Origin of the sequence: unidentified bacterial endosymbiont, assembly GCF_918320885.1 — a bacterium.
GTDB lineage: Bacteria > Pseudomonadota > Gammaproteobacteria > Enterobacterales.
Genome location: NZ_OU907312.1, coordinates 16,793 through 38,829, shown reverse-complemented (window position 1 = coordinate 38,829; position 22,037 = coordinate 16,793). Strand labels below are relative to the sequence as shown.

General features: G+C 49.1%; 20 protein-coding genes. 14 read left to right on the top strand and 6 right to left on the bottom strand.

The annotated features are described in order from the left end of the window. Nucleotides 1–78 precede the first annotated feature (78 nt). The 5 genes from NL324_RS00165 to recJ all read left to right on the top strand — a co-directional run bounded on the left by NL324_RS00165 (nucleotide 79) and on the right by recJ (nucleotide 7,000). On the top strand, nucleotides 79–1,374 hold the full coding sequence (locus NL324_RS00165; protein ID WP_253305835.1) for an adenylosuccinate synthase: 1,296 nt from the start codon (nucleotides 79–81) through the stop codon (nucleotides 1,372–1,374). A gap of 260 nt (nucleotides 1,375–1,634) precedes the next feature. Then, nucleotides 1,635–2,891 carry a branched-chain amino acid transport system II carrier protein gene (gene brnQ / locus NL324_RS00160; RefSeq protein ID WP_366516325.1) on the top strand — a complete coding sequence of 419 codons (1,257 nt, stop codon included), beginning with the start codon at nucleotides 1,635–1,637 and terminating at the stop codon, nucleotides 2,889–2,891. Beyond that, complete coding sequence (gene brnQ / locus NL324_RS00155) at nucleotides 2,813–4,243, top strand: branched-chain amino acid transport system II carrier protein (RefSeq protein ID WP_253305833.1); 1,431 nt, start codon at nucleotides 2,813–2,815, stop codon at nucleotides 4,241–4,243. The genes brnQ (NL324_RS00160) and brnQ (NL324_RS00155) overlap by 79 nt, the downstream gene beginning before the upstream one ends. A 20-nt stretch (nucleotides 4,244–4,263) precedes the next feature. Then, nucleotides 4,264–5,160, top strand: coding sequence for a site-specific tyrosine recombinase XerD (xerD, locus tag NL324_RS00150; protein WP_253305832.1), 897 nt, complete (start codon nucleotides 4,264–4,266; stop codon nucleotides 5,158–5,160). A 109-nt stretch (nucleotides 5,161–5,269) separates the two neighbouring features. After that, nucleotides 5,270–7,000: a single-stranded-DNA-specific exonuclease RecJ gene (gene recJ / locus NL324_RS00145; protein ID WP_253305831.1), complete on the top strand. Its 1,731-nt coding sequence runs from the start codon at nucleotides 5,270–5,272 to the stop codon at nucleotides 6,998–7,000. A 307-nt stretch (nucleotides 7,001–7,307) separates the two neighbouring features. On the opposite strand, the gene NL324_RS00140 is transcribed toward recJ, so the two are convergent. Further along, nucleotides 7,308–10,067 (bottom strand): putative mucin/carbohydrate-binding domain-containing protein, encoded by a 2,760-nt coding sequence (locus NL324_RS00140; protein WP_253305830.1) that lies wholly within the window; start codon nucleotides 10,065–10,067, stop codon nucleotides 7,308–7,310. A gap of 133 nt (nucleotides 10,068–10,200) precedes the next feature. Next, nucleotides 10,201–10,404, bottom strand: a complete 204-nt coding sequence (locus NL324_RS00135; RefSeq protein ID WP_253305829.1) for a hypothetical protein — start codon at nucleotides 10,402–10,404, stop codon at nucleotides 10,201–10,203. Nucleotides 10,405–10,597: 193 nt separating this feature from the next. Here NL324_RS00135 and NL324_RS00130 point away from each other — a divergent pair, with 193 nt between their 5' ends. The 6 genes from NL324_RS00130 (at nucleotide 10,598) to NL324_RS00105 (ending at nucleotide 16,978) form a co-directional block, all read left to right on the top strand. Further along, nucleotides 10,598–11,953 carry a sodium-dependent transporter gene (locus NL324_RS00130; RefSeq protein ID WP_253305828.1) on the top strand — a complete coding sequence of 452 codons (1,356 nt, stop codon included), beginning with the start codon at nucleotides 10,598–10,600 and terminating at the stop codon, nucleotides 11,951–11,953. Between the two features lie 102 nt (nucleotides 11,954–12,055). After that, a protein-coding gene (gene prfB, locus NL324_RS00125) for a peptide chain release factor 2 (RefSeq protein WP_253305827.1) occupies nucleotides 12,056–13,160 on the top strand; the annotation gives its coding sequence in 2 pieces (ribosomal slippage) (nucleotides 12,056–12,136 and nucleotides 12,138–13,160; 1,104 coding nt in all). A 3-nt stretch (nucleotides 13,161–13,163) separates the two neighbouring features. Beyond that, complete coding sequence (gene lysS, locus NL324_RS00120) at nucleotides 13,164–14,678, top strand: lysine--tRNA ligase (protein WP_253305826.1); 1,515 nt, start codon at nucleotides 13,164–13,166, stop codon at nucleotides 14,676–14,678. Nucleotides 14,679–14,687: 9 nt separating this feature from the next. Next, nucleotides 14,688–15,248 carry a hypoxanthine phosphoribosyltransferase gene (hpt, locus tag NL324_RS00115; RefSeq protein WP_253305825.1) on the top strand — a complete coding sequence of 187 codons (561 nt, stop codon included), beginning with the start codon at nucleotides 14,688–14,690 and terminating at the stop codon, nucleotides 15,246–15,248. Nucleotides 15,249–15,290: 42 nt separating this feature from the next. After that, complete coding sequence (locus NL324_RS00110) at nucleotides 15,291–16,229, top strand: ABC transporter ATP-binding protein (protein WP_253307078.1); 939 nt, start codon at nucleotides 15,291–15,293, stop codon at nucleotides 16,227–16,229. Further along, nucleotides 16,217–16,978, top strand: coding sequence for an ABC transporter permease (locus NL324_RS00105; protein WP_253305824.1), 762 nt, complete (start codon nucleotides 16,217–16,219; stop codon nucleotides 16,976–16,978). Before NL324_RS00110 ends, NL324_RS00105 begins: the two co-directional genes overlap by 13 nt. A 33-nt stretch (nucleotides 16,979–17,011) precedes the next feature. On the opposite strand, the gene folK is transcribed toward NL324_RS00105, so the two are convergent. Beyond that, nucleotides 17,012–17,494: a 2-amino-4-hydroxy-6-hydroxymethyldihydropteridine diphosphokinase gene (gene folK, locus NL324_RS00100; protein WP_253305823.1), complete on the bottom strand. Its 483-nt coding sequence runs from the start codon at nucleotides 17,492–17,494 to the stop codon at nucleotides 17,012–17,014. Beyond that, entirely contained in the window at nucleotides 17,466–18,818 is a 1,353-nt protein-coding gene (pcnB, locus tag NL324_RS00095; RefSeq protein WP_253305822.1) for a polynucleotide adenylyltransferase PcnB, read from the bottom strand. The genes folK and pcnB overlap by 29 nt, the downstream gene beginning before the upstream one ends. On the opposite strand from pcnB, the gene NL324_RS08245 reads away from it, so the two are divergent. After that, entirely contained in the window at nucleotides 18,817–18,945 is a 129-nt protein-coding gene (locus tag NL324_RS08245) for a hypothetical protein (RefSeq protein WP_301282739.1), read from the top strand. The genes pcnB and NL324_RS08245 overlap by 2 nt on opposite strands. Before the next feature lie 96 nt (nucleotides 18,946–19,041). Here NL324_RS08245 and dksA read toward each other — a convergent pair whose 3' ends face one another. Then, entirely contained in the window at nucleotides 19,042–19,494 is a 453-nt protein-coding gene (gene dksA, locus NL324_RS00090) for an RNA polymerase-binding protein DksA (RefSeq protein ID WP_253305821.1), read from the bottom strand. A 231-nt stretch (nucleotides 19,495–19,725) separates the two neighbouring features. Further along, nucleotides 19,726–20,763 (bottom strand): 3-deoxy-7-phosphoheptulonate synthase, encoded by a 1,038-nt coding sequence (locus tag NL324_RS00085; RefSeq protein WP_253307077.1) that lies wholly within the window; start codon nucleotides 20,761–20,763, stop codon nucleotides 19,726–19,728. Nucleotides 20,764–21,186: 423 nt separating this feature from the next. On the opposite strand from NL324_RS00085, the gene NL324_RS00080 reads away from it, so the two are divergent. Together NL324_RS00080 and NL324_RS00075 are read left to right on the top strand one after the other, a co-directional pair. Beyond that, nucleotides 21,187–21,396: an Hha/YmoA family nucleoid-associated regulatory protein gene (locus tag NL324_RS00080; protein ID WP_253305820.1), complete on the top strand. Its 210-nt coding sequence runs from the start codon at nucleotides 21,187–21,189 to the stop codon at nucleotides 21,394–21,396. Between the two features lie 207 nt (nucleotides 21,397–21,603). After that, on the top strand, nucleotides 21,604–21,840 hold the full coding sequence (locus NL324_RS00075) for a hypothetical protein (protein WP_253305819.1): 237 nt from the start codon (nucleotides 21,604–21,606) through the stop codon (nucleotides 21,838–21,840). Nucleotides 21,841–22,037: the final 197 nt, after the last annotated feature.

Genomic DNA, 22,037 nt, shown 5'->3' with positions numbered 1-22,037 from the left:
GTTAGAACAAGGGATGCTCGACGCCGTTTGTGGAGCAGTGGTAAAATCGCTCTTTAACAGCAGAATCTTTGAGAAAACATGGGTAAAAATGTCGTCGTATTAGGGGCCCAATGGGGCGATGAAGGGAAAGGTAAGATCGTCGATCTGTTGACGGAGCAAGCGGACCTGGTGGTTCGTTATCAAGGCGGCCACAACGCGGGCCATACCCTGGTGATTGGTGAGAAAATCACCGTACTGCACCTGATTCCTTCTGGTATTTTGCATCCACAGGTTCAGTGTCTTATCGGTAATGGTGTCGTCGTCTCACCACCAGCACTGCTACAGGAGATAGCCCTGTTGGAAGCGGAGGGCATTGCTGTACGGGAACGGCTGTTGCTTTCTGAGGCTTGCCCGTTGTTATTACCTTATCATGTGGTTTTAGATCAGGCGGGTGAACAGGCACGGGGCGAGCAGGCTCTGGGCACGACTGGACGTGGGATTGGTCCAGCTTATGAGGATAAGGTCGCACGTCGTGGCTTGCGCCTAGGAGATCTTCGTGATCCAGAAGGTTTTGCCGACCGATTACAACAGGTCCTGGAGTATCACAATTTCTGCTTGGTCCATTACTATCAGGTGGCTGCTGTGGACTATCAGCAGACGTTAGAGGAGACATTGGCCTTTGCAGAGCAGTTACTACCGATGGTCGTTGATGTTGCAGCGATCCTCGATCAGGCACAGCGGCGAGGGGCGGCCATCTTATTCGAAGGTGCCCAGGGCACGCTGCTCGATCTCGACCACGGCACCTACCCCTATGTCACTGCCTCGACGACGACGGCGGGGGGGGTGGCTACCGGTAGTGGTATTGGTCCACGGTCTATTGATGGTGTATTAGGGATTGCTAAAGCCTATACGACCCGGGTTGGCGCCGGCCCGTTTCCGACCGAACTGTTGGATGAGATCGGCGATTATTTATGTCAAAAAGGGGTGGAATATGGGGCTACCACCGGTCGCCGTCGCCGTACCGGGTGGTTTGATGCGGTGGCACTGCGGAAAGCGGTACAGGTTAATTCACTCTCGGGGCTTTGCTTAACCAAATTGGATGTATTAGATGGTTTAGAAACCATTAAAATTTGTGTGGCCTACCGGTTACCTGGGGGAGGTCAAATCAGCACGCTGCCAACCCATATCACCGATTGGCATACCCTAGAACCGATTTATGAGACCTTCCCCGGATGGCAGCAGAGTACCTTTGGAATACAGAATCGAGCACAGTTACCGCTAATGGCGCGGCGTTATATTGGTTCTATTGAGTCTTTAACCGGTGTTCCAATCGATATTATCTCTACCGGTCCTGAGCGTAATCAAACGATTGTATTACGGCATCCATTGGGTTGAAACCCAATGGATAGAGGATAGGAGAGTCTGTGTAACCTATACAGGCGCTAAGCCTTAAAAGGATAAATCTTTGGGAGGGCTAGGAATAAGCCCTATCCTGCCGCGGTAAATAATGATATAAATGTAGCTGAATTGATCAGTAACACTCTGTTATGCGCGCCGTGTTTTTCAAAGCATTGTCGTTGTATTATTTCAATTGAGTCGGTAGGTAGCACGTGAAACAAACCTTAAAATGGACCGATACCCTGGGATTGGGTCTAATGGTTTTCTCATTTTTTTTTGGAGCAGGAAATCTTATTTTTCCGCCATTGGCAGGCCAATTAGCAGGCTTGCAGGTAGGATGGACACTGGCTGGTTTTGTACTCTCTAGTGTGCTATTACCTTTAGGCAGTATCATCGCCATAGCCCGCGGGGGCAGCTTTCCAGCGCTGCTGCGTGATCTACCCAAAGGGATTGCCATCACCGCAGTGCTGGTGAGCTTTTCATTAATGGGCCCGCTGTTTGTCACCCCAAGGACTGGGTTGGTCGTCTACGAGATGGTATTCAAGCCCTGGTTGCCAGCCGCCTGGCCCGCTATGCAATACTGGGTGACTGCCGTCTTTTTTTCCTTAACTTTACTATTTTGTTGGAGCCCAGGTCGCTTAATTGATTACATTGGTAAGCTGGTGACTCCGATCATGCTGCTGCTGTTAATTGGCTTAACAGTCGGCGTTGTGTTAATGCCTCAAGGGGTGGTGCAATCCCCACAAGCGGCCTATCAATCCCACCCACTGGCAGCAGGGTTCATCGACGGCTATCAAACGATGGATAACTTTGGTGCTTTGATGTTTGGTGCTTTGATTATCGAGGTGTTACGCAACAAAGGGATTACCGATCCCAAGCGTAGTTGCCACTATTTAGTGGTTTCCGGATTGATAGCCACGGTAGGGTTAGCGTTGGTCTATCTCTCACTCTTTTGGTTAGGCGCTACTTCAGCCACGGTGGCTCCGCAACCGGAGACTGGCGTCCAAGTGTTAACAGCCACTGTACAGGCTCTATTTGGCCATTGGGGACAAGGATTGTTAGGTGGGGTGGTCATTTTGGCCTGTTTAACCACTGCAGTAGGGTTGTTAAGCAGTTGGGCCGATTATTTGACCAGCTTAACTGCGTGCTCTTATCGCTTTTGGATTGTACTAGGCTCGGTCATCTCCGCGCTAATAGCCAATATCGACTTAACAACGCTGATCACACTATCGCAACCGGTGTTGGTGGCGCTCTATCCGCCAGCCATTGTCCTTGTACTGCTCACTTTTATCAGAGAAAAGCTGCCTAACCCGCTACTCAGTTACCATCTAGTCTTGAGTGTCGCCTTTATCGGTGGACTACTGGATGCTGTTCGCAGGATAGGGGTAGATTTGAATGCCCTGCAGTGTATTCCTGGATTTAACCAGGGATTAGGATGGCTCATCCCTTCACTGCTGAGCTTAGCCATAGCCTGCTTAATTCCAGCGCCCCTCAGCAACGCCTCAACCATCTGATAACGAAAATTGACGTGATGACCAGTGGATCACTGAGTGAGGATGCTGTGCAGCAAAGATTAACATGGAGTGACACCACCGGTTTGGGTTTCATGATTTTTTCATTCTTTTTGGGTGCGGGGAATCTGATTTTTCCACCGTTAGCCGGTCAATTGGCGGGTTGGCAGGTAGGATGGACACTGAGTGGCTTTGTGCTCTCTGGGGTACTGTTACCGTTAGCCGCCATCGTAGCTATTGCTTATCGGGGCAGTTTTTCAGCCCTGCTGTGTGATCTGCCCCAAGGGGTCCAAGTGGTGGTGACACTCACCATCTTTTCATTGATTGGTCCCCTCTTAATAACCCCACGGACTGGGTTAGTCGTTTATGATCTGGTGTTTAAACCCCTGCTCGCGGACGCTTGGAACGGCGCACAATATGGGATCACTGGGGCCTTTTTTGCACTGACTTTACTCCTCTGTTGGAGCCGCGGCAGCTTAATCAATCGTATTGGTAAAGTGGTGACACCGGTATTATTTTTGTTATTGGTGGTTTTAACTGCGGGAGTCGTTTTAATGCCTCAAGGGGGGGTGCAATCCCCGCAAGCTGGTTATCAGGCGCACCCCTTGATAGCGGGATTAATCGATGGCTATCAAACGATGGATATCTTTGGTGCCTTGATGTTTGGATCCTTAATTATCGAGGGGATCCGCAGTAAAGGGATCACGGATGACCGCTCCCGCTGCCACTACTTAGTACTCTCTGGCGGGATGGCTGCCCTGGGTTTAGCCCTAGTCTATGTATCGCTTTTTTGGTTAGGGGCCACCTCAGCCACGGTAGCACCCCAACCAGCCACGGGATCGCAAATATTAACCGCTTACGTGCAGGCGTTATTGGGTCTTTGGGGGCAAGGGCTGTTGGGTATCGCGGTTATTTTAGCCTGTTTAACAACGGCTGTCGGGTTGTTAAGTGGCTTTGCAGATTATTTGGCCAGCATCACCTCTTGCTCCTACCGCTTTTGGATTGTGCTGAGTTCGATGGTCTCAGCACTGATAGCCAACCTTGAGTTGACCACGCTGATCACCCTGTCACAGCCGGTGTTATTTGCCTTCTATCCAGGGGTGATTGCTTTGGTGATCGTCACTTTTGTACGGCCAAGGCTAGCACACCCGGTGTTGAGCAGCCGCTTAGTGTTGAGCGTCGCCCTGTTGAGTGGGGTACTGGATGCGTTACGCGTGATGGGTATTGAGTGGCCGCTACTGCGCTGTATTCCTGGATTTGAACAGGGCGTGGGCTGGGTCATTCCGCTATTATCACTACTGCTGATCCTCTGTTGTGTGCCAGCAGCGTGCAGCGAACCCTCAACGGCAGGTTAACCAGTGTGGCAGCCAGCCCCATGAGTGATGAACTGCTGATCGGGCAATTTTTGGATGCGATGTGGCTAGAGCAAGGGATGGCAGACAACAGTTTGGCCGCCTATCGCTATGATCTGCAGGGTTTTATCGCCTGGTTGCCGATCCGAAATAGCCGCTTATTAACGGTCAATCCCGCCGATCTACAAGCTTTTTTGGCCACTCGCCTAGCACAGGGTTATCAGTCCTCTAGCGCTGCCCGGCTGTTGAGCGCGCTGAGGCGCCTATTTGGTTATCTACAGCGACAACAGTTGATTGTGGAGGATCCCACGGCCTGCTTAGCCTCTCCTAAATTGGCGCGCCACTTGCCTAAAAATTTGAGTGAAGCGCAGGTGGATCGACTATTACAAGCACCCAATCTCAGCACTCCCTTGGGATTGCGCGACAAAGCGATGTTAGAGCTCCTCTATGCCACGGGTCTGCGGGTCTCTGAGTTGATCAGCTTGACGATGAGCATGATTAGCCTACAGCAGGGGGTCGTGCGGGTGGTCGGAAAGGGCGAGCGAGAGCGGTTAGTGCCCCTGGGCGAGGAGGCCTTACATTGGCTGCAACACTATCTACACCAAGGCCGATCCCACTGGTTACCGCCCACGACGTCGACTGAACAGCTGTTTCTCAGCCGGCGGGGGCGTCAGATGACCCGGCAAACGTTTTGGTATCGTATCAAATATTATGCAGCGCTGGCAGGGATTGCGCCTGAAGCCTTGTCACCCCATGTCTTGCGTCATGCCTTTGCTACGCATCTGCTCAACCATGGGGCGGATCTGCGGGTGATACAGCTGTTATTAGGCCATGCTGATCTCTCGACCACTCAGATTTATACCCATGTGGCGACGGAACGTTTAAAGCAGCTGCATCGTCAACACCATCCCCGCGCTTAACAAGCCCGATCGGCATCTGCCTGCTCTCGAGGGGCTGGATCGGGGTTGCTCTGCCAGCATTTTTGCTGGACTATAGCCTTTTATTGGATAAAACAGGGCTGAATGCCAAATGAATCATCAAGCACTGCGCCGTCGCCCCGTGGCTGAGCAGGGAGCATTCTTGTTTGATCTGCCGCCACTCCTACAGCAGCTCTATGCGGTTCGCGGCATACGGTGTGCGACGCAACTGGATCGGCGGCTCCAGTGTTTAGCCGATTATCGAGCCCTTCAGGGCATTGCTAATGCCGTGGTGCTACTGCAACAGGCCTTACTGCAGCGCTGGTGTATCCTGGTGGTGGGTGATTTTGATGCGGATGGCGCCACCAGTACCGCCCTCACGGTTTTGGCCTTGCGTCGTCTGGGGGCTGGCCACGTAGAGTACCTGGTTCCCAGCCGTTTTGCTGAAGGTTATGGTCTAACGCCAGCGGTGGTGCAGCAAGCCGCTCAGCGAGGGGCCGAGCTGATTATCACCGTGGATAATGGCATCAGTTCACAGGCTGGGGTGGCACTGGCACGCGCTCAGGGATTGCGGGTATTGATCACCGATCACCACCTGCCTACAGGCGTTCTGCCGGATGCGCAGGCTATCGTGAATCCTAATCTGCCAGACTGTCGCTTTCCTTCCAAGGCGTTAGCTGGGGTGGGGGTCGCTTTTTATGTCATGCTGGCCTTGCGTGCCCAGCTGCGTGAGGCGGGTTGGTTTGCCCAGCAGCAGCTGGTTGAGCCCAATCTGGCGGAGCTGCTTGACTTAGTGGCTTTAGGGACGGTCGCTGATGTGGTGCCATTAGATGCTAACAATCGCATTTTGGTCTATCAGGGGTTGCAGCGTATTCGTGCTGGGCGTTGTCGTCCGGGGATCCAGGCCTTATTGACAGTCTCCCAGCGGGAGAGGCAGCATCTGGTGGCGGCTGATTTAGGTTTCGCCCTCGGGCCACGATTAAACGCAGCGGGTCGTCTAGAGGACATGTCCTTGGGGATTGAGTTGCTACTGTGTGAGGAGGCCGTCGCGGCACTCTCCTTAGCGCAACAACTGGAATCCTTAAATCAGACCCGGCGTCAGCTAGAGCAGACCATGCAGCAACAGGCCTTGGAGGGTTGTCAACAGGTGCTCGAGAGACAGCAGGCCTTGCCGCTGGGGTTAGCACTCTATCAGCCGAGTTGGCATCAGGGGGTGGTCGGCATTGTGGCCGCCCGTTTAAAGAGTCGTTTTAACCGGCCGGTGATTGCTTTTGCGCCAGCGGGGGAGGGGCATCTTAAAGGATCAGGCCGCTCGATCTCTGGGATACACCTGCGTGATCTATTAGTCGAGTTACAGGGTGCGCATCCTGACTTAATGGAGAGCTTTGGCGGCCATGCCATGGCGGTAGGCTTGACGCTGGCCACGCAGCAGTTTGAACGTTTCCAGGCGCTGTTTGCCGATTATGTTAGCCAACAGATCACGGAAGAGATGCTACAAGCGGTGGTGTGGAGTGATGGAGAGCTGGCAGCAGACGCCTTGACTCTGGAAACCGCTCAGCTGCTGCGAGAAGGGGGGCCTTGGGGGCAAGCTTTCCCCGAGCCGCTGTTTGATGGCATTTTCCGACTCCAGCAGCAGCGATTATTAGGTGGCAAACATTTAAAAATGGTGGTCACCCCTCCTGAGGGTGGCCCCAGTGTCGAGGCCATTGCGTTTAATATCGACCCCGACCACTGGCCCAAGGCCAACTTACAGTCGGTGCAGCTGGCCTATCGTTTAGCGATCAACCGGTTTCGCGGTCAGCAGACGTTGCAACTGCTGGTTGAGCAGTTGTGGCCTGTCTGAGTCCTGCCCCCATGGCGTGACTGTGCTCACCCTGCAGATCTCTCCTGATGTTCATTCTCGATACCAAGGTTGTGTCCGAATTGCGTAAAATCCGTACAGTATCCAGGTCTAGGCAGACCCATGATAACACGTTAGTTGAGTGCAAAAATGGCGCCATGGTGCGTCAGGTTCTAGGCTACCCCCCTATCCCCACACAGTTGGCGTCTGCACTCAACCGTTTCCATTCTGGTTATCTTCACTACCATCGATCTTGCTTCTTCCCGGTGACTATGGTGGATATCCAGGGTCAAGAGCGGAAAAAATACCCTTACTCTGTTAATCCAGCACTAGATAAAGTCAACTGGTTATCAAGAACACGGTTACTTTGAAGCAGATCTAGCGAGCAGTGTATTTCTGAGTTGACTAAGGTGGCCGCTACCGATTGTGCCAAGAACACGGCTGTATCAGCAACAGGTAACTGTAAGGCTTCCGGTGAGTCTGCACTTAATTCAGTCAAACCATTATGTGAAAATTGATAGGTTACACTCATCAATCTTTCTTTTGCAAGGATCAAGTTACCTTGCATGAGATTGTTCACGCTATATCGTGGTGGTGATCCATCATTAGGGTCCTTTGAAATGGCCTCTTTATGATGAACAAATAGCCGCTCTCCCCCTTGAGAACTTAAAGGAAAAGTGACTGTTTGCTTCTCTACTACTTGGTCTCCAATAAAATTATAGCGGTATTTTTCTACACCCATATGATCGATATACCAAACAAAAGCATAGCTAATTTCTTTAAAATATGAATGCGGATTTCCTTTATCAGGAATTGTAAAAGTAATGGTATTTTGACCTCTATCTATTAGGGTCGTAAAAAATTTCCAGTCACCTAACCCTAAAAAATAAATACCAAACTTATCTCCAACATAAGGACCGACTTGATTCACCTTAGGAATTTCTGATTGATACTGCTCTAAAAGCGCAGTCTGGTCAGTATCATTAAAATTTTTAATTGCTAAATAAATATTATCCTTCAAATAATTGCAGTTGTTTTTTATCCATTGAGGATATCTTTTAAGTTCTTTCGCAGCCACTTCTATGCGTTTTTTAAGATCACTATCAGGGTTATTTTTTGTGGTTTGGTACTGTAGTCCTGAAGGAGTTATCGTATACAGGTGATCTTGTTGTTTGACCACTAAATTATCAGAATTAGTGATTAATCTCTGAAATTCTGCATGAAATATTTCAATTTGATAACCAATCTCAAATTTTATTTCATACTGATCAATAGCAACTCCACTGCCCTGCATCTCCTTGGAAAATAGCTGATTTCCCTTAGCATCTTTAATAATAACTTCCGCATATTTTCTACCGTTAAATTTTGGAGAATGTGGATCTCCCTTAAGGGTATTAAAAATAATTTTTTGTCTAGGGAAGTCAAGCAATAGCGTAGCAAACAGATTATCACTAAGCCCTAAAAAATTAAACATTTGATTTAGTATTGGCGAGGATTTCTTCTCATAATAATTAACATTAAGGCTATTGACACCTTCTTTGACAATTGCATATTGAGTATCAATCTTATATTTTTTGCTTTTTCCGGTAGGTAAAAATAAAGTATAGCACCCAATGGGTATATTAGATAAATGGATTTTTGGTTGAGTAATATTAGCTTTTACAGCATAATTTTCTCCTTCCATTAATAATAAACATTCCTCATAAATCTCTTTAAAAGAGTCAATAGTTATATGGATAGCTAACTCTCCGACTAATCCGGTTTCTTTTAATTGCAAGGGATCTACCAACTCAAAGGGAGTTTTAATATTTAATTGACTTTGCCAAGAAGGAAAATGATCCGAATTAACTAATTCGCAGAAAGGATAAACTGCCTTTCCATGATTTAACATATTCATCAACCGTTGTTTTTCAGATAGCATACCACCCACCCGATAAACAAAGGGGGTCACATCTATTTTACCGACTTTAGAATAGCTATCAGATAGCCTATCTAGTAAAGATAATTGTTCTGTAAAAATTTTTTCCTGATTGCAGGATTTACGAAATTCCTGGTTAAAATGACTGAAAGCTGTAGCGCCCGCCTTATCTTTCATGAGCATCATAAAATATAACTTACTCTCCACACCCCAATCATTGACTGGTATATTATCTTTAAAATAATTTTCAATACGTTTATAAAGATTTATACTATCTCCATATAACCATCCGGATTTAAAAACCTCTTTTCCCAAGTAAATGTCTTGATAAGAAGCAGTGTAAATATTATTCCATACTTCCCAAACATCGAAGGATCCGTTCATAAATTTCCCTTGGTAGCCATGGGCAATTTCGTGCAAATGCCCCCATTTTTTCTCAAGGTCGTCTATCCAGAAATCAGCAATAGAATTGCTGCTCACAGCTGTATGGTCACCTCCGTAGTAGGCACCATCGGTGCTGCTTTGATCAGCTTTTATAAAATAACGATTTGGAATATTTTTATTATGTATTTTATCAGTATAAAATGATAGACCCGCTAACTCATTATAAAATAATATCAATTTCTCATAGTTAGTAATCAATTCATCAATTTTTTTTTCAAGTTTAATCTCTAAAAGATTATTTTTATTACATTGCGGGACTAAGATTAAAAAATAATCAGAATCAATCAACGCGAATTCAGAATTTTGAGTATCCCATAAATTAAAAAAATAATTTTCATTATCTAATTTTCGGTAGACAGGTAGTAATTTGGTACCGTCTGGGTAACGGTACTCTACTGTGGGTGCTGACTGTTTTTTTTGATAAGGGGTATCGATGAAAGGAACCGATGTGACGGTATTATTTATAGTTATCCACTCCTGCCCTACAGAAATTATTTTTTCAGTGTTACTATTATCATTCAGTAAACGTAACTTTAACGAGTAGGTCACTGCTTCATTCGACTGTCTAATTTCTAAATCTGTATTTTCATGTAGAATAATACCCAGATGCTGCCTATCATGACGAATTCCTTTAGACATACCAGATTTATCTAACCAGACTGGCTTTTCTAAAGAATAAATGCTCTTTCTGGAAATAATTTTACCCATAGGACCCCCGTCGAGGAAAGCTATTAAACCAACCTTCATAGTATGGTATGGTGTGGTGTGGTGAAAGAACATTAAAAATAATATTTATCTCTAAATGTTTCTGTCAAAATATAGACAATACGGTCATGGGTTATCATGACTGATGGTGAAATTTATCGATATCGGTAACAATCATTTTTTCATGGATTGTTTTGGCAGGTGGATAGCGCCTGTCGCCATAAAAACGCCCACCCACACTCTGGGTATAGTGGGTTTTTTTTCGGTTGCTATCAGCAGGCTTTAATCTTACTTGGCGTGCCGGCGTGGTTTGTTTTACCCGGAGAGGCTGACGATTCATTCGCCTCAGCCAGTGTGCCAGTTTCCAGAAAATAATAGGGTTTATGGTCCGGGACCCTCTGGCGGTTCGGTCAGTAGGACAGTAGAATTGTCGCCAGCCTATTGGGGGCTGGTTCGGTTTTTTCGTCGTGGGATCGCTGAATCTCACGCAGTGGTCTCTTTTTACACCGCGCTGAGGGGGGCTAGAGTAGTCGATGGGCGTTCGTGCACAATTTAAATCTCGAGGCGGTTTTGTGCTGGCGGCCGCCGGATCGGCAGTTGGTTTGGGGAATATTTGGGCGTTTCCTACGCAAGTCGCGCAAAATGGTGGTGGCGCTTTTCTACTGGCCTATCTGCTGTTGGTGTTTATCCTGGGCTATCCGGTATTAGTCGCAGAGCTGCTGATTGGACGCCATGGGCAGGCTAATCCACTCACTGCCTTACGCCGGGTTGCTGCCACAGCAGGCGGCAGCGGTTATCGCACCAGTGCTGGCTTGATCGGCGTGATAGGGATCCTCGGTGTCTCCTTGATTTTAAGCTTTTATGCCATTGTCTCTGGTTGGCTGCTGGGTTATCTACTCTCCTCGATCGCTAGGCTACTGGGCTGCTCACAGGCTGCCGGTTGGCTGATTCACCCCTCACCGCTGCGCGATGGGGTGTTGATGGCGCTCTTTATGCTATTGACCGCCGGCGTGATCAGGCAAGGGGTTACCCAAGGGATTGAACAGTGCTCAGCACGCCTGATGCCGCTACTGTTTCTGTTCTTGGTGGTGATGAGTGGCTATATTGTACTGCAACCGGGTGCTCTGGCGGGATTGAAGATCTACTTAGTGCCAGATTGTGCTCGTCTACTCAATGCGCCGCTGCTGATCAGCGCTTTAGGCCAAGCTTTTTTTTCACTCTCGATTGGGGTCTGTGCCATGATGACTTATGGCTCCTACTTACCCCGTAGTGAGAATGTCCCACTGGTAGCCGCCCAGGTGGTGTTTTTTGACACCCTGGTGGCTTTTCTGGCTGGACTATTGGTTATCCCAGCGCTGTTTGTCGCCCAGCGGCAAGGGATCACGATTTATGATCAGCAGCAGCAATTGCTCTCCGAAACCTCCCTGGTCTTTGAAGTGCTCCCAGCGCTGTTTGAGCGCTTGGGGGTGCTGGGTTCTGGATTATCCCTCCTGTTTTTCGGGTTGATGATCATGGCAGCATTAACTTCTGCCATCGCGATGTTAGAGGTCCCGGTGCTCTGTTTAACTGAAACCTGCGGTTACAGCCGTCGTTCAGCCACCGGCTGGGTCGCGTTAGGGATCAGCCTGATCAGTGTGGCGATCATTAGCCATTTTAATCCGCTATTTAACGGCATTGTGGCCTTGACCACCTACTATATCCAACCAATTGTCGGATTAGCGGGTGCCCTATTGGTCGGTTGGTTGTGGCAACGCGTCTCTCTGCTGCAAGAGATCCGTTCGGGCTATCCCAACGTGGAAAACAGTCTATTTTGGAGAATTTGGCCTGGGTACTTACGTTTTGTCTGCCCTCTGTTAATCCTCTTGGTGTTTTTGGCACAGTGGTGGTGAGGGCTATCACTCAGAGCCCGGGAGGCCTGGGCTATATTCCCGCTATAAAATTCGCTACCATAGCCTCCTGATCGATCAGGACTACGAGAATTTTGACCAGCCATGACGCCTTTTGAAATTAATCCTATCAAACAGCGATTACAGGAGAGCAGCGTACGCCTCTCCACGCTTCGGGGGTATCTTTGACGTTGCCGATAAGCAGGATCGCCTAGAAGAGGTGCTCGCAGAGCTACAGCAGCCTGAGATCTGGCAGCAGCCGGAGCGCGCCACCCAGTTGGGACAAGAACGGGTTGCCTTAGAGCAGGTGCTGCATCCGATGAGTCACCTGTCACAAGCTCTGAGTGATCTAGAGAGCCTGTTGCTGTTAGCGATAGAGTCCTCTGATCACTCCCTATTGGACGAGCTGCAGCAGGAGCTGGCGACCAGCGAAGCACAATTAGCACAATTAGAGTTTCATCGTATGTTTTCTAAGCCGGAAGATAGCGCAGACTGCTACCTCGATCTACAAGCAGGCTCAGGGGGAACAGAAGCACAAGATTGGACCGAGATGCTACTGCGGATGTATCTGCGTTGGATCGATGCTAAGGGTTTTAAGAGTGAAGTGATCGATAGTAGCCCCGGTGAAGTGGCGGGTCTTAAATCGGTCACGGTCAAAATCATGGGCCCTTACGCTTATGGCTGGTTGCGTACCGAGACGGGGGTGCATCGCCTAGTCCGTAAAAGCCCCTTTGATGCCGGCGGGCGTCGCCATACCTCGTTTGGTGCGGCCTTTGTCTATCCCGAGGTCGCCGATGATGTGGCGATTACCATCAACCCCGCCGAGCTGCGGATCGATGTTTTTCGGGCTTCAGGTGCTGGTGGGCAGCATGTCAACCGCACCGAATCAGCGGTACGGATCACCCACCTTCCCACCAACACCGTCGTGCAGTGCCAAAATGATCGCTCACAACATAAAAACCGCGATCAATGTATGCGGCAGCTGAAAGCCAAGCTCTATGAGTTGGCGTTGCAGAAAAAAAATGCGGAGAAGCAAGTAGTCGAGGCGGGTAAAGCAGAGATTGGCTGGGGCAGTCAGATCCGCTCTTACATTTTAGATGATGCGCGCATTAAAGATTTACGAACCGGGATTGAAACCCGTAATACCCAAGCGGTGCTGGATGGCGATCTCGACCGCTTTATTGAAGCGAGCTTAAAAGCAGGACTATAGGCTATGACTAAAGTACACCCCACCGCCGCTTCAGCAGAGCCCCCTCGGCCGAGCGAGCGGGAGATCCGTCAAGCAAAGCTGGCAAGGCTGCGCCAGCAAGGGATCCCCTTTCCTAACAGCTTTCGCAAGGACGCCTATGCAGCCGATCTGCAGTGCCAGTACGGAGCACAAGAGGAGGCAGCCTTAAAAGCACTCAACCGCTCGGTTAAAGTGGCTGGACGACTGATGACTCGACGGCTGATGGGCAAAGCGGCCTTTGTCACCCTGCAAGATGTGAGTGGCGTACTACAGCTCTATGTGACGCGGGATCAGCTACCAGCCTCGTTTTTCGAGGAGCAGTTTAAACAGTGGGATCTGGGCGATATTATCGGCGCCTGTGGGACGCTCTTTAAAACCAAAACGGGTGAGTTGACGGTCACTTGTCACGAACTCGTGTTATTAACCAAAGCTTTGCGGCCGCTGCCCGATAAGTATCATGGATTAAGTGATCAGGAGCGCTGTTATCGGCAACGCTACTTAGATCTCATTACCAACCCCACTTCACGACAGGTTTTTCGGTTGCGTTCGCAAGTCATCGCTGCCATCCGTCAATTTTTAACCCAGCAGCAATTTATGGAAGTGGAGACACCGATGATGCAGCCGCTGCCAGGCGGTGCGGCCGCTCGACCCTTTATCACTCACCATAATGCACTTGATCTTGATCTCTACTTACGAGTGGCGCCAGAGCTTTATCTGAAACGGCTGGTGGTCGGTGGTTTTGAGCGGGTCTTTGAACTGAATCGCAACTTCCGCAATGAGGGGTTATCCACCCGTCACAACCCAGAATTCACGATGTTAGAATTCTATATGGCCTATGCTGATTATCGGGATTTGATGCAGCTGACGGAACAGCTTTTTCGTTTTGTCACCGAACAGATCTTAGGTACCACCCAGGTGCAGTATGGTGAAGCGTGCTTGGATTTTAGTGAGCCCTTTGCCTGTATGAGTTTACAGCATGCCATTGCTCATTATCATCCAGCCATCACTCGTACTGAACTCCAGGATCCATCGCGCTGTCGCCAGATGGCTCAAGCATTGGGCATTGTCGTCCAGGAGCAGTGGGGGATCGGACGATTACAGTGTGAGATTTTTGAAGCCACTGTGGAATCCCAATTGATACAACCGACCTTTATCACCGACTATCCTGCAGAGGTTTCGCCATTGGCACGACGGCGTGATGATAATCCGCTGGTGACTGATCGTTTCGAGCTTTTTATTGCAGGGCGAGAGGTGGCCAATGGCTTTTCTGAACTGAATGATCCGGAAGATCAAGCTGCCCGCTTTCAAGCGCAAGTGGCTCAGCGGGCCGGCGGTGATATCGAGGCCATGTGCTATGATGCTGACTATATTACTGCCTTGGAGCATGGGTTACCGCCGACGGCAGGAGAAGGCATTGGCATCGATCGTTTAGTGATGTTACTGACGAATTGTCATACCATTCGGGATGTTATCCTATTCCCTATTCTACGGCCATTGTGAGGGCTCCTCATGCTGCAACCACCCCTTCAGGTATTGATCAGTGCTGCAACGATTCAACAACGGGTAGCTCAATTGGGTGCTACCTTGACGGCACATTATCAAGCCAGTGAAGCTTTACTGCTCGTCGGGTTATTGCGGGGCTCTTTTATGTTTATGGCCGATCTCTGCCGTCACATTGCCCTCCCGCATGAGATAGATTTTATCATGGCGACTAGTTACGGTCAGCAGACTCAAAGCAGCGGTCAGGTGCGGTTATTAAAAGATCTAGAGAGCGAAGTAGCTAATAAGGATCTGTTGATCGTTGAGGATATTGTGGATAGCGGTCGCACATTGAGTCAAATTCAAGCGCTGTTACAGCAGCGATCCCCCAAATCACTGGCGATCTGTGCACTGCTCGATAAACCGTCACGGCGATTGGTGGAAGTTGACGTTCAGTGGTGCGGATTTACTATTCCCGATCACTTTGTGGCAGGTTATGGCCTGGATTATGCCCAACAGTATCGTCATTTAGACTTTATTGGAGTGCTGCCACCAGACATCAGCTCTCAAGAGAGCGGGATTGGTGGGTAACCAGTCAGCAGCTGCCGGTTTCTGGCCAGAAGGAGTGACCCTATAGTGACGGCTTTGCGATTACAACAGCTGAGTAAGGTCTATGCCAATGGTGTTATCGCGCTACAGGCGGTTGATCTTCAGGTAGCACCGGGTGATTTCTTCGCGCTATTAGGGCCTAATGGCGCCGGAAAATCTACGATCATTGGTATCATCAGCTCATTGGTCAATAAAACGAGCGGATCGGTCTCAGTATTCGGTCATGATTTAGACCGCGATCGCATGGGCGTAAAACGGCAATTAGGCTTAGTCCCTCAGGAGTTTAATTTTAACACTTTTGAAACGGTCAGCCAGATTGTCAATACTCAGGCGGGCTATTATGGGGTCCCCTATGTTCAGGCATGCCGGCGATCGGAGCCGATTCTGCAGCGCTTGCAGCTGTGGGATAAACGACATCAGCAGGCTCGAGCGCTCTCCGGCGGGATGAAGCGCCGTTTGATGATCGCTCGTGCGCTGATTCATCAGCCTCAACTGTTGATCCTGGATGAACCCAGCGCGGGGGTTGATGTTGAGCAGCGTCATCTGATGTGGGATTTTCTGAAAACTCTTAATGCTCAAGGGGTCACCATTATTTTAACGACCCACTATCTGGAAGAGGCTGAACAGCTCTGTCGTCACCTGGCCATCATGCAGCAGGGGCAGATCATCGCCCACAGTACGATGCAGCAGTTGCTGACCCAGCTGGACAGTGAAACGTTCATTTTAAATCTCAAACCCTCCGCTCAACCACGGTCGATCGAGGGTTACCGCCACTGCTGGCATGATTCTGTAACCTTGGAGGTGACGGTAGCCCGTGAACAGGGGTTGAATCCTTTGTTTCAGCAACTGACCCAGCAGCAGATCACCGTATTGAGTTTGCGCAATCAGCGTAACCGTTTAGAACAGCTATTACTAGCACGCCTCGATAATGGTCAACCACAGGAGGGAGCATGTACGGAGTAGCCTTACAGAGCATTCTACGCAAAGAGATCATCCGTTTCACCCGCATCTGGATGCAGACCCTGGTGCCACCAATCATCAGTATGAGCCTCTATTTTCTTATTTTTGGTCGCTTTATAGGTCAACAGTTAGGTTTGATCCAGGGTGTTAGCTATCTACAGTTTATTGTTCCCGGATTGATCATGATGTCGGTGATTACCAATGCTTATGGCAATGTAGTCTCGTCGTTTTTTGGTGCAAAATTTAATCACTCCATTGAAGAGCTATTGATCGCCCCAGTACCGAATGCTGTGATCATTGTGGGCTATGTGAGTGGCGGCCTCGTACGAGGGTTGGTGGTCGGTTTATTGGTCGCTTTGATAGCACAGCCTTGGATCCCTTGGCAGCTGCATGCTGGTTGGGTTGTCGGCACCACGCTGCTGTTGACGGCGATAATCTGCTCGCTGGGTGGGTTGATCAATGCCCTCTATGCTAACAATTTTGATGATATTAATATTGTTCCCACACTTATTTTAACGCCGCTGACCTATTTGAGTGGGATTTTCTATTCGCTTTTACGACTCCCTTCCCACTGGCAAACCCTCTCGAAATTCAACCCGATTGTCTATATGGTCAATGCCATCCGTTATGGCTTTTTAGGCATTCTTGACGTGCCGCTAAGCCACTGTTTTGCTGTGCAGGGGGGGCTTGTGATCTTACTGTATGGCTGGGCTTGGGGTCTGCTAGAGCGTGGCCAGGGGTTGCGTAGTTGAGTCCAGACAGCTTGATAGCTTGAGTCGCCCTTTTTAATACAGGGTTAAGCTATCATCGCTAATCTGCTGTAGTAACTGAGTTAAGGGTGTCCCATCTGGCAAGATCAGGGCTGGTGCGATTTCTGCTAAGGGATAGAGAACGAAAGGGCGTTCCCTAAGGCCTGGGTGCGGCAGGTGTAGCTGAGGGTTTTGTTGTTGCTGATTCCCATAGAGTAACAGATCCAGATCAAGTGTTCGGGCTCCCCAACGTTGCGCTGTGCGTTGCCGCCCTTGCTGCTGTTCAATAGTCTGTAGCGCCTCGAGCAACATCAACGGTAGCAGGCTGGTTTCCAGCGCGACTACCGCATTGAGATAGTCCGCTTGGTCATAGGGCGGGCCAAAGGGGGGGGAGCGGTAGAAGCGAGAGCAGGCCAGTAACTGGCATTGCGGCAGTTGGGCTAATGCCGTCAGTGCTTGTTGCGCTTGCTGAACAGGATTAGCTAAATTGCTACCGATGGCGATGTAACTGCGGATCATCGGTGTGTGGGGTGTGGCGCCGCCGGCGCGTCCGTGGACGTTTGGCTGAAGGGTCGTTATCCCGTGCCCGTGGCTGCTGGGTGTGAGTTTGAGGATGCTGTTGTTGGAACTCCTGCCACCACGCGACGAGCGGGATCAGCGGGCCTCCTTCAATAGCCGCCCGGAAAGCTAATAGATCAAAGGCCGCCCGAAACTTTGGATGAAGCTGCAGCTTCTGGGCTCGGGCAGTTTGACAGCGCGGCAATCGCTGCTGCAACTGCCAGATTTCACGCATAGCGATAGTAAAACGGCGTGGGATAGCCAAGCTGCGACATTGAGTCGCTAAGATTTTCGAGGCTTCCTGCATAAACAGAGTGTAGCGGTTCACCCCATCACTCACCGGTTGCTGTTCCACCTGAGTTAATAGTGGATACCAGAGCAGGGCGGCAAATAGAAAAGCGGGATTCACAGTTTTACCCGTTGCTAGACGTTGATCACAGCTTTGTAGCGCCTGTTGTAACATCTGCTTGAGCTGATGAGCATACGGACCATTCAGCGTAGGGGCCATGGAGGGGAATAGTGGTGTGAACAGGTGATAGTGCTCGAGCAGCCGGTAAGTAGCGTACCCACAGCCACTCTGTAGTAACTTTAAACTCTCTTCGAACAGTCGTGCGGCTGGGATTTCTAACAGTAAGGGGGCTAAGTTCTGGATCGGCTTGGCCGTGCACTCGCTGATTGGCATCTGCAGTTTAGCAGCAAAACGCACTGCTCTTAGCATTCTCACGGGATCTTCACGGTAGCGGCTTTCGGCATCGCCGATCAAGCGGATCACCCCCTGCCGTAAATCTTTCAAACCGCCGGTATAATCATGTACGGTGAAATCAGCAATATTATAGTAGAGGCTATTGATGGTAAAATCGCGTCGCTGAGCATCTTCCTCAATGGTGCCGTAGACATTGTCGCGCAATAACCGTCCCTGCTCATTCTGCTGGGCATTGTGCTCATTCGCTGTGGTATGGTGGGCTCGAAAAGTGGCCACTTCTACCCTATCGCGTCCAAACAGTACATGGGCTAAACGAAAGCGACGACCAACCAGCCGGCAGTTATTAAACAGTTGCCGCACCTGGTCTGGGGTAGCATCAGTCGTGATATCAAAATCTTTAGGTTGCTGTCCTAGCAACAGATCCCTAACGCCACCGCCGACCAAATAGGCCTGATAGCCAGACTGATGCAGCCGATAGAGCACTTTAAGCGCATTGGGTTGGATCTGTTGTCGAGAGATCGAATGTTGCGCGCGCGGGGTAATGACTTCTAGGGCCCTGGCTGCTGGAAGAGCCTTATCCATGACCGCTCCTGGCCAGAATTGGCTAAAAAAACGGGTTAAGCAAGTAAAAATGCGTGATCTCACTATTCTCAACTATCAAGAGAGGATTATTCAGGCTAAGCATCATAGCGCAGTGTTCTCTTTTTGAGAACTGCCTGAGCCCTACTTTCTGCAGTGGTTATCTCTATTGATCGACTGTAGCCCTGCAGCCTAGAACCGCTATCACTCACGAGAGCAGGTGATTTTAACCGGTCAGCTGTTTTTCTCGGATCTCTGCCAAGGTTTTACAATCGATACAGAGATCAGCGGTGGGTCTAGCCTCTAGACGGCGGATGCCAATTTCTATACCGCAGGCAGTACAGTAGCCAAAATCTTGGCTTTCAATGGTTAATAACGTCCGTTCAATTTTTTTAATCAATTTGCGTTCGCGATCACGGTTGCGTAGTTCTAGGCTAAATTCCTCTTCCTGAGTGGCTCGATCGGTGGGATCTGGAAAGTTAGCCGCCTCATCTTGCATATAAATGACCGTGCGATCCACTTCGGCACGGAGTTGTTGATGCCACGCTTCCAGGATCTTTTTAAAGTGGAGCAACTGAGCCTCATTCATATAACTTTCTCCCGGGCTCGCTTGATAGGCTTGTAAACTAGCCTGAGCGAGCAAGCCCAAGGCGGGTTTGCTCGTGGGGTTGTCTGTCATAGGGGCCTCCCGATAGGATTACTCATCGAATAAAATTCGGCCGTTATAAATAGCAGATGGCCTTATAAATAGCAATTTTTAATATAAAGCGACGTGGTGCTCTATAGGACTGATTTCCTGGTTGCAGCTTAGCAGATCATCGCCGTATTGAAAGGATTAAAAACCACGCCGGTGTGCTAGGAGAGGCGTGTCATTGCCAGCAGAATTCAATATTCGCGTGCAAGCTGCCGCTCAGCCCCTTGAGAAACGGGATGCAACGGCCTCTGCTAAAGCAGCCAGGAGTCGCTCACTATCTCGCCAGCCTAGACAGGGATCGGTAATCGATTGACCATAGGTTGACGGGCCCAGCGTTCTGGCGGGTTGCTTTCCTGCGACTAAAAAGCTCTCAACCATGATCCCGGCGATAGCCCTTGAGCCCGCACGGATCTGTTGACAGAGATCGTCAACTACCATCAATTGGCGTCGATAATCTTTTTGACAGTTACCATGACTGCAGTCGATCAGGAGTCGTTCAGGGAGCTGGAAAGCGTGTAGCTGCTCGCACGCCAGGGCTACAGCAGTAGCTTGGTAGTTAGGCTGCCGACCGCCACGCAGTATCAAATGGCTGCAGGGGTTTCCCGGGGTACGATAGAGCGCTATAGCACCCTGTTTATCTTGAGTTAACAGGGTTTGTGGTTCCCGCGCCACACGAATGGCATCGATGGCCACCTGAAGATTGCCTGCTGTGTTATTTTTGAAACCGATGGGACAGGGCATGGCGGAAGCCATTTCACGATGCTGTTGACTCTCGCTAGTGCGGGCGCCGATCGCTCCCCAGGCTATTAAATCGTAGAGATACTGACTAATCAAACAATCTAGAAATTCCGTTGCAGTTGGGAGACCGAGTTGGTTGATGTGGAGCAGTAGCTGACGCGTCAGCTGCAACCCTTGATTAATCTGTGTGCTACCATCAAACTGTGGATCATTGATCAAGCCTTTCCAGCCGGCGAGGGTGCGAGGTTTCTCAAAATAGGTCCGCATCACGATCAACAGGGATTCCTGGTAGCGTAACCGTAAGCGGTTTAACTGTTCAGCATAGGCGAGTGCTGCCGTGACATCATGGATCGAGCAGGGGCCAATGACCACGACTAGGCGTCGATCCTGTCCGGCGAGAATCGCCTGTATTTGGGTGCGGAACTGCTGGATGGTTGTCCGTACCGTAGCGTCCAGCGGATACTGCTGTGCTAAAGCCTGTGGCGTGATTAAGTGGGCAATCAGTGTAATACTCAGGGCACCTTTTTAAGAGTCAGGGGTTCGTTAGTCCCAGTGGATGTAGACCAGCGTTGGCTGCATAATGAAAATTATACGGTTCATCATTGGATTGACAAGCTGATTGGGTTTATTTATTAAGTTTTGTTTGAGTAGCGCGGTTATTCGACTGTTCACTCACGTTGCTCATGAGAGTGATGTTTCTCATACCGGAGGCGAGATCGATGATGAGGGGTAGTGCGCAAGGGGGTGGCTGGCAACTTAGGATGAGGGGACTTATGCGAGCGATTTCTAACTTTTGAGGATTGGTGATAGACTCCATCGCAAAATATGGTATGCTGAGCTAGTATTGAATTCAATACTTTTGCTTTATTTGATGGGTGTTTTGTAGGCCCTACCGTACAAACCTAGCTGTTTCACTAATAATAGTATTTAATAGCCATTATGCATGCTCAGGATTACTTATTAAAATTTCGCCAATGCCACCTATTAGATTCGGTTGAACGTCTGTGTGATAAGTTCGACCAAGAGTTAACCGGATTGTCGCAGATTGAGATGCACCGTGCTGCTGATCATCGACGTGCTGAATTGGCTGCTCAGAAGAACTTCAATATTGGTAGTATCCCTAAATCAGTGTGGACTTATGTAAAATAATAGTTTGGATGATGAGATAATCATGTGCTACTCATAAAATATATAAATTATGGATAAATTATTTCCTGATATGAAAGATTGATATAAAATGTTTCGTGAATTTTTGAAATAAGTGATCCTGTATAAGATAAATTTTAATAGTAACATTCATTGGTTAATTTTATAAAATTAACTGGATTATTTTTTTAAGCTATCAAGGTTTTTAAAATGCAGCAATCTTTATTCTACTTGTTTCTCTGTTCTTTACTTGTTTCTGGTTGTGCTGGTAAAGTTCCCCAACCTGTTTCGCAGTACCCTGCAACTGATGCGAGTCTAAGGCCCCATCAAATCTGGCCAGCGTTCCCTGAGGATGAAAAAGACATCGAAAAGAGGATTTCTAAACGAAATAAAAAAATCAAAAATATGGTATTAGGAGAGAATGTAGTGCCATTCCGTTGGAAATGAAGTTCCAAGAACAGTAATGTATTCGGAGAGCGGTCATAGGGAGTACTATGCTATATCGCTACCTTTATAAGAACCGGCTCTTGGTAGAGCATGCTTTGCTGGATTAAAGCATTTTAGAGCTATTGCCACCAGCATGATAAAAGCAGGGTAGCCATGGCCTGTAGTGACCTATCACTACAGCCTCTAGTGATCCATTG